This is a genomic window from Mesorhizobium sp. M7A.F.Ca.MR.176.00.0.0 (assembly GCF_004023165.1).
In the GTDB taxonomy this organism is placed as follows: domain Bacteria; phylum Pseudomonadota; class Alphaproteobacteria; order Rhizobiales; family Rhizobiaceae; genus Mesorhizobium.
The window spans coordinates 1-15,789 of the sequence record NZ_RZTC01000013.1 but is presented as its reverse complement, the minus strand read 5'-3'; the positions used below and the strand labels follow the sequence as shown (position 1 = coordinate 15,789).

The 15,789-nt window shown below is 63.7% G+C and carries 16 protein-coding genes and 1 pseudogene; 8 read left to right on the top strand and 9 right to left on the bottom strand.

Annotated features, from left to right (window positions below; genetic code table 11):
- The 5 genes from EOB59_RS36030 to EOB59_RS06800 form a co-directional block, all read right to left on the bottom strand.
- A partial coding sequence (locus EOB59_RS36030) for a tripartite tricarboxylate transporter permease (RefSeq protein WP_245486553.1) occupies nt 1-591 on the bottom strand: 591 nt, incomplete at its 3' end.
- Between the two features lie 10 nt (nt 592-601).
- Nucleotides 602-1,075, bottom strand: coding sequence for a tripartite tricarboxylate transporter TctB family protein (locus EOB59_RS06815; protein ID WP_128288017.1), 474 nt, complete (start codon nt 1,073-1,075; stop codon nt 602-604).
- 76 nt (nt 1,076-1,151) lie between these two features.
- Nucleotides 1,152-2,129 carry a tripartite tricarboxylate transporter substrate-binding protein gene (locus EOB59_RS06810; protein ID WP_128288016.1) on the bottom strand — a complete coding sequence of 326 codons (978 nt, stop codon included), beginning with the start codon at nt 2,127-2,129 and terminating at the stop codon, nt 1,152-1,154.
- Between the two features lie 424 nt (nt 2,130-2,553).
- Nucleotides 2,554-3,435, bottom strand: a complete 882-nt coding sequence (locus EOB59_RS06805) for an NmrA family NAD(P)-binding protein (protein ID WP_127809327.1) — start codon at nt 3,433-3,435, stop codon at nt 2,554-2,556.
- 36 nt (nt 3,436-3,471) lie between these two features.
- Nucleotides 3,472-4,752 carry a serine hydrolase domain-containing protein gene (locus tag EOB59_RS06800; protein WP_128288015.1) on the bottom strand — a complete coding sequence of 427 codons (1,281 nt, stop codon included), beginning with the start codon at nt 4,750-4,752 and terminating at the stop codon, nt 3,472-3,474.
- A 170-nt stretch (nt 4,753-4,922) separates the two neighbouring features.
- Between EOB59_RS06800 and EOB59_RS06795 the strand changes: the two genes are divergently transcribed.
- Nucleotides 4,923-5,825, top strand: a complete 903-nt coding sequence (locus EOB59_RS06795; protein ID WP_127809329.1) for a LysR family transcriptional regulator — start codon at nt 4,923-4,925, stop codon at nt 5,823-5,825.
- A gap of 30 nt (nt 5,826-5,855) precedes the next feature.
- Here the strand turns inward: EOB59_RS06795 and EOB59_RS06790 are convergent, their stop codons facing one another.
- The gene (locus EOB59_RS06790) at nt 5,856-6,311 is read right to left on the bottom strand and encodes a DUF2214 family protein (RefSeq protein WP_127809330.1); all 456 of its coding nucleotides are present in this window, start codon (nt 6,309-6,311) and stop codon (nt 5,856-5,858) included.
- Nucleotides 6,312-6,510: 199 nt separating this feature from the next.
- Here EOB59_RS06790 and EOB59_RS06785 point away from each other — a divergent pair, with 199 nt between their 5' ends.
- Nucleotides 6,511-7,044 (top strand): GNAT family N-acetyltransferase, encoded by a 534-nt coding sequence (locus EOB59_RS06785; protein WP_128288014.1) that lies wholly within the window; start codon nt 6,511-6,513, stop codon nt 7,042-7,044.
- A gap of 138 nt (nt 7,045-7,182) precedes the next feature.
- Here the strand turns inward: EOB59_RS06785 and EOB59_RS06780 are convergent, their stop codons facing one another.
- Nucleotides 7,183-7,953, bottom strand: coding sequence for an IclR family transcriptional regulator (locus EOB59_RS06780; protein ID WP_127397554.1), 771 nt, complete (start codon nt 7,951-7,953; stop codon nt 7,183-7,185).
- A 184-nt stretch (nt 7,954-8,137) separates the two neighbouring features.
- Here EOB59_RS06780 and EOB59_RS06775 point away from each other — a divergent pair, with 184 nt between their 5' ends.
- The 5 genes from EOB59_RS06775 to EOB59_RS06755 all read left to right on the top strand — a co-directional run bounded on the left by EOB59_RS06775 (nt 8,138) and on the right by EOB59_RS06755 (nt 13,344).
- A complete protein-coding gene (locus tag EOB59_RS06775; RefSeq protein ID WP_127397555.1) occupies nt 8,138-9,112 on the top strand; it encodes a tripartite tricarboxylate transporter substrate-binding protein in 975 nt (324 codons plus the stop codon).
- A gap of 122 nt (nt 9,113-9,234) precedes the next feature.
- Complete coding sequence (locus EOB59_RS06770; protein WP_127397556.1) at nt 9,235-9,771, top strand: tripartite tricarboxylate transporter TctB family protein; 537 nt, start codon at nt 9,235-9,237, stop codon at nt 9,769-9,771.
- Between the two features lie 4 nt (nt 9,772-9,775).
- Nucleotides 9,776-11,299: a tripartite tricarboxylate transporter permease gene (locus EOB59_RS06765; protein WP_128288013.1), complete on the top strand. Its 1,524-nt coding sequence runs from the start codon at nt 9,776-9,778 to the stop codon at nt 11,297-11,299.
- A 15-nt stretch (nt 11,300-11,314) separates the two neighbouring features.
- Entirely contained in the window at nt 11,315-12,499 is a 1,185-nt protein-coding gene (locus tag EOB59_RS06760) for a CoA transferase (protein ID WP_128288012.1), read from the top strand.
- The gene (locus EOB59_RS06755) at nt 12,496-13,344 is read left to right on the top strand and encodes a citryl-CoA lyase (protein WP_127270868.1); all 849 of its coding nucleotides are present in this window, start codon (nt 12,496-12,498) and stop codon (nt 13,342-13,344) included. Before EOB59_RS06760 ends, EOB59_RS06755 begins: the two co-directional genes overlap by 4 nt.
- Nucleotides 13,345-13,348: 4 nt before the next feature.
- On the opposite strand, the gene EOB59_RS06750 is transcribed toward EOB59_RS06755, so the two are convergent.
- Nucleotides 13,349-13,825 carry an NUDIX hydrolase gene (locus tag EOB59_RS06750; protein WP_128288011.1) on the bottom strand — a complete coding sequence of 159 codons (477 nt, stop codon included), beginning with the start codon at nt 13,823-13,825 and terminating at the stop codon, nt 13,349-13,351.
- 127 nt (nt 13,826-13,952) lie between these two features.
- The gene (locus EOB59_RS06745) at nt 13,953-14,261 is read right to left on the bottom strand and encodes a hypothetical protein (RefSeq protein ID WP_127270866.1); all 309 of its coding nucleotides are present in this window, start codon (nt 14,259-14,261) and stop codon (nt 13,953-13,955) included.
- A 655-nt stretch (nt 14,262-14,916) separates the two neighbouring features.
- Here EOB59_RS06745 and EOB59_RS06740 point away from each other — a divergent pair.
- Nucleotides 14,917-15,789 (top strand): annotated as a pseudogene (locus EOB59_RS06740) (autotransporter outer membrane beta-barrel domain-containing protein); the annotation flags it as partial.

The following is a 15,789-nucleotide window of genomic DNA, read 5'->3' as shown; positions in this document are numbered from 1 at the left end:
TCCAAGCGTGAAGCGCGGCGTGCCGGTGTAGATGTCGGTGCCGACAATGCCGAGCAGCAGGCCGAGCACGACCATGGCCAGCGCCTTGACGATAGAGCCGTGGGCGAGCGCGACGGACGAAACCAAGCCGACGATCATCAGCGAAAAATACTCGGCCGCGCCGAATTTCAGCGCGATCGCCGTCAGCGGCGGGGCAAAGATGGCGACGAGGAACGTCGACACCGTGCCGGCAAAGAACGAGCCGATGGCCGCGATCGCGAGAGCCGCTCCGGCGCGGCCGTTCCTGGCCATCTGGTAGCCGTCGATCGCGGTCACGGCGGACGAGGATTCGCCCGGCATGTTGATGAGAATGGCGGTGGTCGAGCCGCCATATTGCGCACCGTAATAGATGCCGGCGAGCATGATGAGGGAGGAGACCGGGTCGCCGATCTGGAAGGTGATGGGCAGAAGCATGGCGATGGTCGCGGTGGCGCCGATGCCGGGCAGGACGCCGATCAGCGTGCCGAGAAGGACGCCGATCAGGCAGAAACCGAGGTTGGTCAACGACGTCGCCGTCGAAAAGCCGAGCGCGAGGTTGTCGAGGAGATCCATGCTCATCGCCTCACGATGCCGACCCTGGGGCCAGCCACGGGCCGAAGCGGCGGAACGGCAGGCCGAGCGCGTAGCTGAAGACGAGGAAGGCAAACAACGTCAGGCCGGCCGACAGCACGAGCGCGGTCAATGGCTTCATGCGGCGGCTGGCAAACGACGCGATCAGCGCCGTCAGGAAGATCGACGGGATGAATCCGAGGCCGCGCACTGTCAGGCCGAAGAAGATCGGAGCAGGCAGGATGAGCAGCATGCCGCGCCACGCAATGTGCCCGATCGCTTCGCCCTCGACGCGTACGGCCTGGACGAGAATGACGGCGCCAAGCAGGATCAGTACGATCGCCAGGACCAGCGGAAAATAGCCTGACCCCATGCGCAAGGCGGTGCCGATTTCGAGACCGAGCGATTGCAGCGCGAACCATGCGCCGAAACCGATGAACAGGGCGGCGCACAGGCCGTTGGCCCTGTCGATCGCGAAAGGTTTCATGATGGTTCTCCCAAGCCCGCAGTGGGTAGCGGATGCCGAGCGGAATAGGGGCGCTGGTGGCGCCCCTATTCAAACCTCAGTCGGCGTACTGGCCGGCGGCTTCGATGATCGGCTTCCAGCGCGCGATCTCGCTTTCCAGCTTGGCCTTCAGTGCGGCGGGCGTCGCATCGGCCTCGGGCGACGGCTTGGTGCCGAGTTCGGCGAAGCGGGCCGCGACGTTCTGGTCCTTCAGCGCGACCTGCAGCGATTTCGACAGGCGTTCGGTGATCCCGGCCGACGTGCCCTTGGGTGCATAGAGGCCATGCCAGATGCCGACCTGCACATCGGGAAGGCCGGCTTCCACCGTCGTCGGCACGTCCTTCAGCACATCGAGGCGCTCCGGCGAGGTGACGGCATAGGCCTTGATGGTGCCGCCCTGGATCTGCTTGGTGGTGTTGGTCGTCTGGTCGCACATGATGTCGACCTGGCCGCCGAGCAGATCCGTCATGGCCGGGCCGGTGCCCTTGTAGGGCACGGTGACCAGCGGCGTCTTGATGGCGCTCATGAACAGCATGCCGCATAGATGCGAGGCCGCACCGATGCCGGCATTGGCGACGGTAATGGAATCCTTGTTGGCCTTGGCGTACTCCACCAACCCCTTGAGATCGGTCGGCTCCAGGTCCTTGCGGCCGACGATGGTCATCGGCACCTCGGTGACGAGGCCGACATATTCGAAGGCGTTCAGCGTGTCGTAGGCGAGCTTTCTGTACAGCGTCGCACTTGTCGCCATGCCGATATGATGGAGCAGCAGCGTATAGCCGTCAGGCTCGGCGTTGGCGACGCGACCGGCACCCAGCGTGCCGCCGGCGCCACCGACATTTTCGACGATGACCTGCTGGCCGAGATCCTTCGACATCGCTTCCGCGACGAGGCGCGTGACCGTGTCGGTCGGGCCGCCGGCTGCAAACGGCACCACAACGGTGATGGTGCGTTCAGGATAGGTCTGCGCGCCGGCAGTGAACCCATAAAGCGCGACGGCCGCGGCAGCAGCCAGAGTGGCGACAAATCTTCTCATCGTGATCTCCTCCCGGGATATGAATCTCCAACCGCTGCGCGGAACTCCTCTCAACACCGGCTGCGCATGAAGCAACAACTAGGGCAAGCTAGCAAATAGCAACCGGGCTCAAACGGCAAACTGCCGATATCCGCAGATATCCGCACTCAAAAGGTTCTCAGAGTTTGGGTTCACAAAGCTGGCGATTGATCGCGAGATGCGCCTGCAATTTCATGCGGCATCCCATCGCCCTCTCGACAATCGGCTGGGCGTCGCCTCCTGGCCTGCGGAACGTACCGAAGCCGAGGCGTGGGATCACAACGCCCTGTGTGGTGATGATTCCATGATGGTGTCCTTTCGCGGATGTGGCGGCGGGGCTACACGCGCGCCCCGCCGCTTCGCGCCGCCGCTGGTTCGGGAGTCCATGCGGTAAGTCGTGATCCCATCAGGCGGCTGTCTTGCCTTGGCACGCCCTGACGAGTTCGACGATAACGCTTTCAAGTGTCGTGGTGCCCTTCACCGCTGATCGGCCGTGGTCGCTGAACTCGATCCAGCCCTCGTTGAAGCCGTCAAGCATCCGGATCCGGGGTGACGGATTTTGCGTGCCCTGGGAACGGAAGATCTCCTCCCAGCTTTCACGCAGCACTGTCTCGACCCTGACCGGGCGCTCCAGCACCGTGGCGAAGGCGCGGGCGAGATCGTTGGGTGAGACGCGTGCGGACCCTTCCAGCTCGACGACCCGCGTCCCGCTCCAGTCCTCACGGAGGAGCATGGCGGCCTGGCGCCCGACATCTTGCGTCGCAACCATCGGGAACGGTCTGTCAGCCGGCTGCAGGAAGCTGCGCAACACGCCTTCATCGCGCGCCGAGGGAACGTCCCAGAGCGCATTTTCCATGAACCAGCCGGGCCTCAGGAAGGTGATCGGAAGGCCGATCTCCCCCAGCGACTGTTCCATCAGCATGCGCTGGGTCAGCAGGTTCTCGTGCGGAGCATCAGCGCCGATTGTCGACAAGCAGACCACCTTGCCGGGACGCGCCTCGGCCAAAGCCGCCGCCACGGTCGCGATGACGCGCCTGGCCTCGGGAAAGCCGGGCTCCGGGTCGAACTCGGAGGGCGGCAGGATGAAGACGCCCGTGGCACCCCGAAACGCTGAAGTCAGGCTTGCCGCATCGTCCATCTCGGCCAGGGCGACGTCACAGCCCCGGGTTCTCCACTCCGCCGCCTTGGCCTTGTCGCGCAGAACGGCGCGGACGGGTAGTCCCCCGGCGAGAAGGCTGCGCGCAAGTGCGCCGCCGACCTTGCCGGTGATTCCGGTGATTGCGTACATGATGGTTCTCCAGATGTTGATGTCGATCGCCTGGGTTCAGGCAAGTCCGGCATAGAGGCCGCGCTCGAACGCGCCGTAGAGCGCGACGACCCGCTCGTCGTAGAAGGGCAGGACCTGGGTGGAGAGCGCGCCTGTGACATGCTTCACCGGATCGAGCCAGAAGTAGCAGTTGAGCAGACCTGCCCAGGAGATGCTGCCGGCGGAGCGCCCGTTCGGTCCTGCCTGCATGTTGATGTCGAAAGACAGACCCCATTTATGCGGCTGTCCCGGGAACTGGTCGAAGCTGCGGGAATAGGACGGCTGCGCCGAATGCATCTCCTGGACGTTCAGCTCGCCGATCTGGTTCTGCATCATCATGGCGACCGTCTCCGGATGCAGGATTCGCTCGCCATGCAGCGTGCCGCCGTTCAGCAGCGCCTGCAGAAAGGCCATGTAGTCGCGCGGCGTCGAGAAGGCGCCGCCGCCGCCCATGAAGAACTCCGGCCGCTGCGGCATCTCGAAGGGTGCCGGCTCCAGCCCGCCATCGGCGCGGCGGCTATGGAAGCTGGCGACACGCCGCTTCTGCTCGGTCCCGATCAGGAAGCCTGAATCCTTCATGCCGAGCGGCGCGAAAATGTTCTCGCGAAAGTAGATTTCGAGCGACTGATCAGACACCGCCTCGACCAGCTTGCCGACCCAGTCCATGCTGATGCCATATTCCCATCGCTCGCCGGGCTCGAATTCGAGTGGGGCGGTGAAGGCGGCGTTCCTACAGGTCGCGATGTCGGGCATGCCCGTCACTTTCTCGTAGCGGGTCAGAGCCTCGCTCCAGATCGAGTAGGTGCAGCCGGAGGTATGCGTCAGCAGATGGCGAACCTTGATCGCGCGCTTGGCCGGCCGCAGTCGCGGCGTTCCATCCTCGGCAAAGCCGTCGAGGATTTGTGGAGAGGCCAGTTCCGGCAGGTACTTCGACGCATCATCGTCCAGATGCAGGCGGCCCCGTTCGACCAACTGCATGCAGGCCGTCGCCGTGAACGCCTTGGTCATCGACAGCAGCCAGAATACCGTGTCGAGCGTCATCGGTGCGCCCGTTGCGACGTTGGCCTTGCCGAAGGCACCTTCGTAGACCATGCCTTTGCGCGTCGCCGCGACGGCGATGACACCGGCTACGTCGTCGTTTGAGACGCCTGCCTGCAAGGCGGCGTCGATCGCCTTGAACTGCACTGACGAGCCGGCTGGCATTCTTTTGGCCAAGGCGGGGCTGACCGTATCGAGAGCCAGAATGGCCCCCAGCATTCCTCCGCGCTGAAGCATGGTTCTGCGTGTGATCTGGTTCATGACCAACTCCTTTCTGGATCGAGGGAAATCCGATTTTCCCGGCCGCTCGCCCGCAATGTTGCCAGGACGTCACTTGTAAGTCGTGCCATGACATGATTCACGCGCATTAGAATCAATGTTACAGTGACTCAGATTCACTATTGCTCGCCTCGGAGGCGAAGGGGAATCGAATGGTTTTCGACACGCGGCTTCTGACCGGCGTCGGGGTTCTGGCAGCGGTCGCGGAGGCTGGGAATTTCGCTCGCGCCGCGGAGATGCTCGGCCTGACGCCTTCAGGGGTAAGCCGGGCCGTCGCGCGTCTGGAGGCGCGGGTCGGCGTGCGGTTGTTCGATCGCAATCCGCGTGCAGTCACCCTCACCGAGGAAGGACGCCGCTTCCACGCACAAGTGATGCCGCTTCTTGCAGGCCTGGATGAGGCGGCTGCCGAGGCCGCGGGCGCGGCGGCGCTCGTACGCGGCCGGCTGCGCGTATCGGTGGACCCGTGGTTCGCACGCATGGTGCTCGCGGCCGGGCTGCAGCGGTTCCTCGCCCGCTATCCGCTGCTGATGCTGGATTTCTCGACCAGCAACTACCGCGAGGAGATGATGACCGGCGTGGACGTGGCGATACGCTTCGGGCCGCCCGATGCCTCATCCCTCATCATACGCAAGCTCCTGGAAACCCCGATCCTGACAGTTGCGGCGCCGGCCTATCTCGAACGGCACGGCCAGCCACAGTCGCCGCACGACCTCGTCCATCACGAGGCGCTTCTCTTCCGTGATCCTCAAACCGGCCTTCCTTTTCCATGGGAGTTTCTCCGGGGCGGGGAGATCGTCAGGGTCAAGATCTCAAGCCGCCTGGTGTTGGATGATCCTTCCGTCGCGGTCACAGCCTGCGTAGCGGGCCAAGGCATTTTCCAAAGCCTCGCCATCGGCCTTGCGCCGTTCCTGGCACGGGGAGACCTCGTGCCGATCCTGCGGGAGTGGTCGGAAGAACTTTATCCGCTCTACGCCTATCACCCATCGCGCCATCTGCCGCCGGCTAAGGTCAGAGCATTTCTGGATTTTATCCAGGAGATTGCCGCTAGTTTATAATCGAGACCACCTTGCGAATAGAGTTCGGCCTCAATAGCCGTAGCCGCGCGCCATCGCCGCGGCGAAGACCGGGATGAGCAGGAAGATGAAAGCTTCGGCGCGGATGTAAGTCTTCACGGACGCAAGCTCGGCCGCCGGTACCTGGAACGAGGCATTGCCGCTCGCCTGCCTGTTCCAGGATATGAAGCGGACGGTCGGGATGATCGACAGCAGGCCGACCATGACGAACGCCGCTATCTTGGCCCAGAACACCCAATTGTAGACGTAGAATTCCCAGCCCTTGAGGCCATAGAAGACGCGGCCGATGCCGACGACGATGATCAGCGTGGCAATGATGCCGTAATGGCGGTCGATGCCGGCGAGCCTCTTGAGCGTCGCAGCGCCCAGATCGCCGCGGATCAGGACGAATTCGGCGCCGATGATCCCCGCCAGCGAAAAAACCAGCAGATGATGGAAGATCGCAAGCACAAGATCGGTGGTGTCCATGCTCTTTCCCTGGGGTTGACGGCAGCAATGCGCGCCTGAAAGGTCGCGCTGGCAGGCGTTGAATCGGCCTGCCGTGAAAAAATAACACCGTCTCGCAAAATTCCCATAGCGGCGCCTGGATGATGGGCCGTGTTGCGCTGGCCCCTTGCGCCGCACCGGCGATTTGCTAAGCGCTGGCGATCCGTACGAGGCAGATCCCATGAACAATCCACAAGCGACCAGCGCCCCTGTCATCGAAACGAAGCGCACCATCCTGCGGGCACACCGGCTGGATGATTTCGACACCTATGCCGCGATGTGGACCGATCCCGTCGTCACCCGCTTCATCGGCGGCAAGCCGCGCACGCGCGAAGAAAGCTGGATGCGCTTCCTGCGTCACGCCGGCCTGTGGTCGCTGCTCGGCTATGGCTTCTGGGCGATTGAGGAGAAGGCGACCGGACGCTTCATCGGCGAGGCCGGGTTTCACGACCTGAAGCGCGATATGGAACCATCGATCGAAGGCATTCCCGAGGCCGGGTGGGCGCTGGTTCCGGCCGTGCACGGGGCGGGCTTCGCCACCGAGGTGGTTGGCCGCATCCTGTCGTGGAGCGAAGAGATTTTCGGGCGCGAGAAGACCGTCTGCATCATCGATCCGGAAAACGGCGCTTCGCTGAGGGTGGCTGCGAAGTGCGGTTACCGGGAAGTGGTGAAGACCACCTACCACGACACTCCGACCATCCTGCTGGCGCGGTGACCCGAGCGGCGCGGCCAGCCGCTGTCGGCGTCGGCATGATGGAGGCTGTCGCCAGCAATGATGACGAGGCGGGCCGCGCCAAGAACCGCTGTGGTCTGGTCAAACTGACTTGAGCGGGGCTTCCAACGAGAACGTGTTCTACGGCATGGCGTCCGCTGCCAGGCTTGCCCGCTCGAGCATGGAGGCGTCCTCGCCGAAGGCGCGGGTGGCGCGGGCCGCCGCCTCGAGCAGCGGCCGCTTCATGCGCTGCAGAAATGCCGCGTCGACGCGCGTGCTGGGTCCAGCCAGGGTCAAGGCGCCGAGCAGGACGCCTCCCGGGCCGAACACCGGCGCCGACACGCCCCCCGTCTCGGGGTCGCGGTCGCCCACGGCGAGGCAGTTGCAGGTCTTGCGGATGGTCTCGTACGGTTCCCCCTGCTGGCCCGAAAACGCTGCAAGCACGCGGCCGCCGGAGCCGAGCAGCAAAGGCAATACGTCGCCTTCGCGTATCGTGTAGCGGATCGGGTGCTTGGATTCGACGCGGTAGAGACAGGTGCGGACGTCGCCCGAGCGAACATAGAAGGCAACGCTCTCCCAGCTTCGCTCGGAAAGATCGCGCATGATCGGCAGCAGGATATCGACCGCCACGACCGAACGCTGGTAGAGCGCACCGAGCCGAAAGGTCGCGGGTCCGACGCGGTAGCGCCCATTGTCGAGGCGCTCGAGCAATCGTCCGCGCATGAGGGAATTCGCAAGCCGCAGGATGGTGCTCTTGTAGAGGCCGGTGCGCGCCGCGATTTCGGCCAGGCTGAGCGACCGGTCATCCGTGGTGAAGGCATCGAGGATGGCAATGGCTCGATCAAGCGCGGCAACACCGTCCGCCGAGGTGCGATCTATTTCCCCATCTGCCGATTTGCTTGGCGAGTCCATGGTGGTTCCAGTTTGAAGAAAGCCGAGCGACGCGACTCTGTCGCGCCGCCAAATCGTTCTGTCCAGTAGAATATCGTTTCCGTTGACAGAACTCCGTAACATCTGCTTGAAATCGATGACGGGTCTGGATGCAGGCGCGTTTTGGCGGGCACCGGAGGAGGTGTCGTGATTTGGAGGAATCCCCATGCTGAACAGACGCAGATTTTTGATGAGCACCGCAGCCGTGGGTGCCGGGCTGATGACGTCGCATCTTTCTCCCGCTTACGCCGAAGGCGCGCCCCAGATACAGCTCTTCGTGCCTGCCGCACCGGGTGGCGGCTGGGACCAGACGGCGCGCACGATCGACCAGGTGCTGCGCAGTGAAAAGCTGATCTCGGGTTCGCAGATCACCAATGTCGGCGGCGCCGGCGGGACTGTCGGGCTGCCGCAATTCATCAGCCAGTGGAACGGCAAAGGCAATTCCCTGATGGTTGCCGGCATGGTCATGGTCGGCGCCATCATTGCCAACAAGGCCGCGAACAATCTGACGCAAGTCACCCCGATCGCCCGCCTCACCGGCGAGTTCGAGGCCCTGGTCGTGCCGGCGGAGTCACCGTTCAAGACGGCCGCTGATTTCGTCGCCGCGCTCAAGGCCGATCCGACAAAGGTTCCCCTCGCCGGCGGCTCCGCCGGCGGCTCGGATCACATCTTGTTCGGCTTGATTGCCAAGACGGTCGGCGTGCCGGCGACAAACCTGTCCTACGTGCCGTTCGCCGGCGGCGGTGAGGCGTTGTCGGCGCTGCTCGGCAACCAGGTCGCGGCCGGCATCTCCGGCTTTGGCGAGTTCTCCGAGCAGGTCAAGGCGGGCGCGCTGCGGCTGCTCGCCATCTCGGCTGACAAGCGTCAGGACGGCATCGACGCACCGACGTTGAAGGAAGCCGGCATCGATGTCGAACTGTTCAACTGGCGCGGCGTCTTCGCACCGCCCGGCGTTTCCGACGCCGACAAGGCGGCGATGGTCACAATGATCGAGACCATGGCCAAGAGCGATGCATGGGCAACCGAATGCAAAAACCGCAACTGGACGCCCATCCTTTTGACTGGCGACGACTACGCAAAATTCCTCACCGAGGACACGGCCCGCATCACCGCGATCCTCAAGGATCTCGGCCTCGCCTGATGTCTTCAGGGGGCGGTTAGAGTGCCGCCCCCTTCCCATCTCGCCTGCCGCATGGACATATGATGCGGCGAAACTGCGGATGCGGCCGGCTGGAGGATGCCGGCCATCTTGGGAGGATACCGATGAGCACCAGCGACCAGCAGGCGGCGCCGTTGCGCCTTGCCGTGCCGGAATTGTTGATAGGCATCGGGCTCCTGGCCTGCGCCGGCGCCGTCGCCTGGCAGACGCTGGCAATCCCGGTGTCGCCGCTCTACTCCAAGGTCGGCCCGACCGTCTTTCCCTACCTCACCATGTTCGGCCTGGTGGTTCTTTCGCTGTTGCTCATCCTTGCCGCGCTTCGCGGCGGCTGGCAGCCGGAGGAGGAAAAGGAGACGCCGACCGACTGGAAGGCGATGGGCTTCGTCGTCATCGGCCTGATCGCCAATCTGCTGCTCATCCGGCCGCTCGGCTTCACGGCGGCATCCGTCATCATGTTCGTTCTGGTCTGCTACGGCTTCGGCAGCAAGCGCACGCTGCGTGACGCAGTGCTCGGCCTGATCCTGGCGCTGGCCGCCTATTTCGGCTTCGCCAGGGCGCTTGGCGTCAACATCGGTGCCGGTTTCATCGAGAACCAGCTGAACACGGTCATCGATGCGTTCATCACCATGTTGAGGGGCTGACGCCATGGAAACGCTCGGACATCTCGCACATGGCTTCTCGGTTGCCTTCACCCCGGTCAACCTTCTGTGGTGCCTGCTTGGCACCACACTCGGTACCGCCATCGGCGTGCTGCCCGGTCTTGGACCGGCGCTGACCATCGCGCTGCTTTTGCCGATCACCTATCAGGTGGCGCCGGAAGCATCCTTCATCCTGTTCGCCGGCATCTACTACGGCGCCATGTATGGTGGTTCGACGACGTCGATCCTGCTCAACACGCCCGGCGAAAGCGCCACCATCGTCACTGCGTTGGAAGGCAACAGGATGGCGCGCTCCGGGCGCGGCGGCGCGGCACTCGCCACCTCCGCGATAGGCTCATTCGTCGCCGGCACGATCGGCACGATGGGCGTCGCTTTCCTGGCGCCGGTGGTGGTCAAATTCGCATTGGCCTTTGGTCCGGCCGAATATTTCTCTTTGATGGTGCTGGCCTTCATCACCGTTTCGGCGGTGCTCGGCTCGTCTTCCGTACGCGGCCTGACCAGCCTGTTCGCCGGCTTCGTCATCGGCATGATCGGCGTAGACCTGCAGACCGGCCAGCCACGCTTCACCTTCGGCACGAACGAACTGCTTGATGGCGTCGATGTCATCATTGCCGCGGTTGGCCTGTTTGCCGTCGGCGAGACGCTCTACATGGCCTCGCGCCGCTATGCCGGCAAGGACGAGATCGTGCCGCTGAAGGGCTCGCTCTACATGACGGCGGCCGAGTGGGGGCGTTCGTGGAAACCCTGGCTGCGCGGCGCTGCGATCGGCTTCCCGATCGGCGCCATGCCGGCCGGCGGCGCCGAAATCCCGACCTTCCTGTCCTATGCCATCGAAAAGAAGCTGTCGAAGCACAAGGAGGAGTTCGGCACCGTCGGCGCCATCGAAGGCGTTGCCGGCCCCGAGGCCGCCAACAATGCCTCCGCCGCCGGCGTGCTGGTGCCGATGCTGACGCTTGGCCTGCCGACCTCCGCGACCGCGGCGATCATGCTGTCGGCCTTCCAGAGCTACGGCATCAACCCCGGGCCGCTGCTTCTCACGACCCAGGGCGATCTCGTCTGGGGGCTGATCGCCAGCCTGTTCATCGCCAACGTCATCCTGGTCATCCTCAACCTGCCGCTGATCGGGCTGTGGGTGCGGTTGCTGAAAATCCCGGCGCCGCAGCTTTATGCCGGCATCCTGGTGTTCGCCACGGTCGGCACCTATGGCATTTCGCAATCGCCCATCGACCTCGTCATCCTCTATCTCCTGGGGGCCGCCGGCTTCCTGATGCGGCGCTTCGATTTCCCGACCGCGCCCGTCATTATCGGCATGATCCTTGGACCGCTCGCCGAAACCCAGTTCCGCCGGGCGATGACCATCTCGAATGGCGACTGGTCGGTGTTTTACACCCACAAGCTGTCGCTGATGCTGCTGACGCTCGCCTTCATCGGCCTCGCCGGCCCGCATATCTGGGCCTTCATCGAGCATCGGCGTCGGCGCGGACCGGAGCATGTGCCCGGCGATGCCTGATCGATCCATGATGCCATGACAGAATTGCTTTCCGGTATCCGCGTCCTCGACCTGACCAACGTCCTGGCCGGTCCCTACTGCGCCTATCAGCTGGCGCTGCTCGGCGCCGATGTGATCAAGGTCGAGGCGCCGCAAGGCGGCGACCTGGCCCGCCAGCTCGGCGGCTCGCCAAAGCTGAACAGCGCCGGCATGGGCGCATCGTTCCTGGCGCAGAACGCCGGCAAACGGTCGGTGGTGCTCGACCTCAAGCAGCAAGCCGATCGCGAGCGCTTTTTCGATCTGGTGGCCAGCGCCGACGCCCTGGTGGAGAATTTCCGCCCGGGCGTGATGGATCGGCTGGGGCTTGGTTACGAGGCGCTGAAGACGGTCCGTCCAGGCCTCGTCTATTGCGCGATATCGGGTTTCGGCCAGACCGGGCCGATGCGCGACAATCCCGCCTATGACCAGATCATCCAGGGCCTGTCGGGGATCATGAGTATCACCGGAACACCGGAAACGGCGCCGCTGCGGGTCGGCTATCCCGTGGCCGACACGCTTGGCGGACTGGTCGGCGCGTTCGCCATTACCTCGGCGCTGGTGCGGCAGAAGACGAGCGGCGAGGGTGCCTTTCTCGACGTCTCGATGCTCGAATGCACACTTTCCGCGCTTGGCTGGCCGGTTTCCAACTATCTGACCGCAGGCATCGACCCCAAGCCGATGGGCAATGAGAACATGACGGCGGCACCCTCCGGTACGTTTCGCACCGGCGACGGGCTCGTCAACATCGCCGCCAACAAGCAGGAGCAGTTCGTGGCGCTGTGCCGGCTGATCGGCCGGCCGGAACTGGCCTCCGATGTCCGCTTTGCCGAGCGCGAGACGCGCAAGCGCAACCGTGCGGCGCTTAAAGTCGAAATCGAGGACGCCCTGGCGGACGCCTCGGCGGCTGCCTGGGAAGAGATGCTCAATCGCGCCGGGGTGCCCGCCGGCAGGGTGCTGACGATCCCGCAAGTGCTGGCCGAGCCGCAAGTGCTCGAACGCCGGGTGACCGCGAATTTCGACGATGTTGCTGGCATGGACAAGCCGCTGACCGTTCTGCGCGGCGGCTTCATGGTCGATGGCGAGGCGCCGTTGCCGACAAAGCCGCCGCCGGCGCTCGGCGAACATATGGGCGAGGTGTTCGCCGACCTGCCACCCCGCGCCAAGACAAAGGCAGGCGCATGAGCGACACGGAGAAGACGGGCCGTGAGCGCGGCGAGGAATGGTGGCAGACCGACATCATCGAGATGCGGCCTGGTGTCATCCGGCTGCGCGGCTACGAGATCCAGGATCTGATCGGCCGCGTCAGCTTCCCGGCTGTCATCTGGCTGATGCTGCGCGGCGAACTGCCCGGCGAGGACCAGGCAGAGTTGCTCGGCATTGCCTTGGGAGCCGCCGTCGACCACGGACCGCAGGCGCCATCGATCGCCATCGCGCGCATGGCCGCAACCTGCGGCGTCGGTATCAACAGCGCCATGGCCTCGGCCATCAACGTTCTCGGCGACGTGCACGGTGGCGCCGGCGAGCAGGCGCTTTCCTTCTATGGTGACATTGCCGTGGCAATCGATGCCGGGATGACGCTGAATGAAGCGGTCTCGACACGGCTCGACCGGTTCTTCGCCGAGGAGAAGGGCTATGTGCCGGGGCTCGGACATCGCTTCCATCCCGTCGACCCGCGCGCGCCGCGCTTGCTGGAACTGACCCGCGAATTTGCCGCACGCGGTGCCGTCAACGGACGTTTCGTCGATATTGCAGAAGCGATCGAGGCGGACGTCGCGCGACGCAAGAGGAAAAAAATACCGCTCAACATCGATGGCGCTACCGCCGTCATCTATGGCGAACTCGGTTTTCCGCCAGCGCTGACGCGAGGGCTTTTCGTGCTGTCGCGCTCGGTCGGCATCCTTGCGCATGCCTGGGAGCAGTCGCAGCAGGCCGAGCGAAACAAAGGGCCGCTGCCGCGCGAATGGCTGTGGACCTATACCGGCACGCCGGTGCGGCCGTTTCCCGAAAGCGATGAGCCCGGCGAGTGAGGCTTTACGCTTGGTCCACCTGCATAGGCTGAGGAAGCTTCAGCGTCTTCACCAACGTTGAAAGATCCGGCTCGTCGATGAGCATGGCTGCGTCGGCTGGCGCCAGCCAGGCCCGCTGGCGTCGTTTGGCTTCCTGCCAGTCGGCCAGTTCCTCGCTCACCTCGAGCAGATAGACGATGACGTCGACGCGGACAAAGCGATTGGCCAGCCGCTTCCAGTAGGAATAGGTGCCCGCCGGCTGCTTCAGCGTCTTGCCGAGCACGCCGGCTTCCTCCTGTGCCTCGATGGTGGCCGCCTTGCGTCCGCTCTTGCCCTTCATCGGCCAGCCCTTGGGGACGATGAAGCGCCTGGTGGTACGCGACGTGACCAGCATGACCTCGATGTCGCCGCGCGCGGTCAGCCGAAAGGGAATAGCCGCCACCTGGCGGATCCTCTCGCCCTTTTTTGCCTTGCGTACGGCCTTTTTCTTGATGGCTGCCATTCGTCAATCCAGTCGATGCAATGCCGCATAGCGCGACAAGGCATCGTTGCAAAACCAAAACTTTCGCATGTGCCGAAAGACACTCGAAATACCTAAGTCGGCTAAATAAATGAAAAACGCCTTGATGTCAGCGGCAATTGCTCACGGCGGTGGTGCCGATTATCTGGGTCTGGCAGCTTGGCTTGAGCTGCTGCACGACCGGGGGCGGCTGCTGAACGATCTGGCGGTCCTGGGCGCGGTACTGCTGCTGTTGCTGCTGATATTGCTGCCGTTGTATCCTGTTTTGCAGGATTTGCAGGTCGTTCTGCCGGATCAGCGCATTGTTGCCGGTAGCGGAATTGAGCGCCTGTGCGGAAGCCGGCAGGCAAACGCCCGCCAGCACTGCCGTGGCCAGCATTGCCACTGTGAAGATCGTTGATGGCCGAAGTGCCGACATTCGCTCATTCCCGCGCAAAAAACTCTGCCCACTGATATAGGACGTTTGCGCGGCGATGCCATGGCCAGCGGGTCGAGCATCACGAAATCGGGCAGTCCGATCGCTTTGTTCTGCGATTCCAGCAGTGAACCGCAGATAGTCGTCATATGACGACTATGAAACGTCAGCGGCTTTAGTCAGTGTCCGCACGTAAATTTTCGGTTTCATCCGGCATAAGTTAATGTATTCTAATTGAGTCAGAGCTCCGCAAGTGGGAACGCGGATGCTCTGTTTTAATGCATTGAACCTTATTGCGCAGTGCCGGCATCCTTATTGCAATTGCATGAGCATAGCGGTGGCGTCGCCTTAAGCAGGCATTGAGGTGCGCCCCCGTAAAACGAGGGGTAAGTGCATGGCTTTGTTTTCAAAGCGTGGTGGCTTTGCCATCAAACGCGCATTCGCGGTTCCGGGTTCCGGTATCGATGCTGCCAATGCCCATGTGGCAGAGGTATCCCAGCAAGCAGGGCTTGCCCGCCAAGCGCTGCCCGGCAGTTCGCCTTGTTCGCTTCGTGCGGCGCAAGCGTGGACTTTGTTCAAACTTGGACCGGTGGCACGTGCGTAAGAAGCGTCTGGCTCGGGTCGCCGTCGCCGGCCAGGTGTGATTGCCGGACGGTTGATGGTCCTCCTCGGCGCCACCGCGCTGGTGGGTTTTCCGCCGATACCGGCGGCGCATGCTCAGTTCGTCATAGACGAGAACGGCCCGGATGCTCCGGACAGGGGACCTGGTGGCTTTGACGCAGATGGCGATAATGGCGATCCCGGCGGATCGATTACAAATGCGACCCCTGGAGCCGTAAACAACGCTCCGCAGATAAACGTCAACGCATCTGGATTTGTCGGCACTGCCAATGGCGGCGATGGCGGCGACGGCGGCGAAGGCCTGGCTGGAACGCCCATTGAAACCAATGGTGGTGAGGGCGGCAATGGCGGCGTGGGTGGATCCGTCGACATTCTCAACAACGCTGTGATTTCGACCATCGGCACGGGACATCATGGCTTCGAAGCTTCTGCGGTCGGTGGCAATGGCGGCAGTGGCGGCGGCGCCCTTCCGGCGATCGCGAACCTCGGCGGCGACGCCGGAAGCGGCAATACCGGCGGCAACGCCAACGCGGTTGCGTCTGGCACCAGCGACATCACGACGACGGGCGACTTCTCCTACGGCATTTTCTCCAATGCCAGCGGCGGCAATGGCGGCCAGGGCGGTGACAACATCGTCAGTCACGGCGTCGATGCTGGTGACGGCGGTGATGGCGCTTCCGGCGGCACCGCATCGGCAAGCAACGCCGGCAAGGTGGAAACATCCGGATTGGCCTCTTATGGCATGCTGGTGCGGTCGGCAGGTGGTGTGGGTGGCAATGGCGCCGATGGCGTCGGGGTCGTCAGTGGCGGCGGCAATGGCGGCGGCGCCACTTTGGGCGGAAATGCCACGGGCAGCAATTCGGGCGGCATCATAACGCATGGTGATTTCGCCAGCGGCATGGCCGTACAG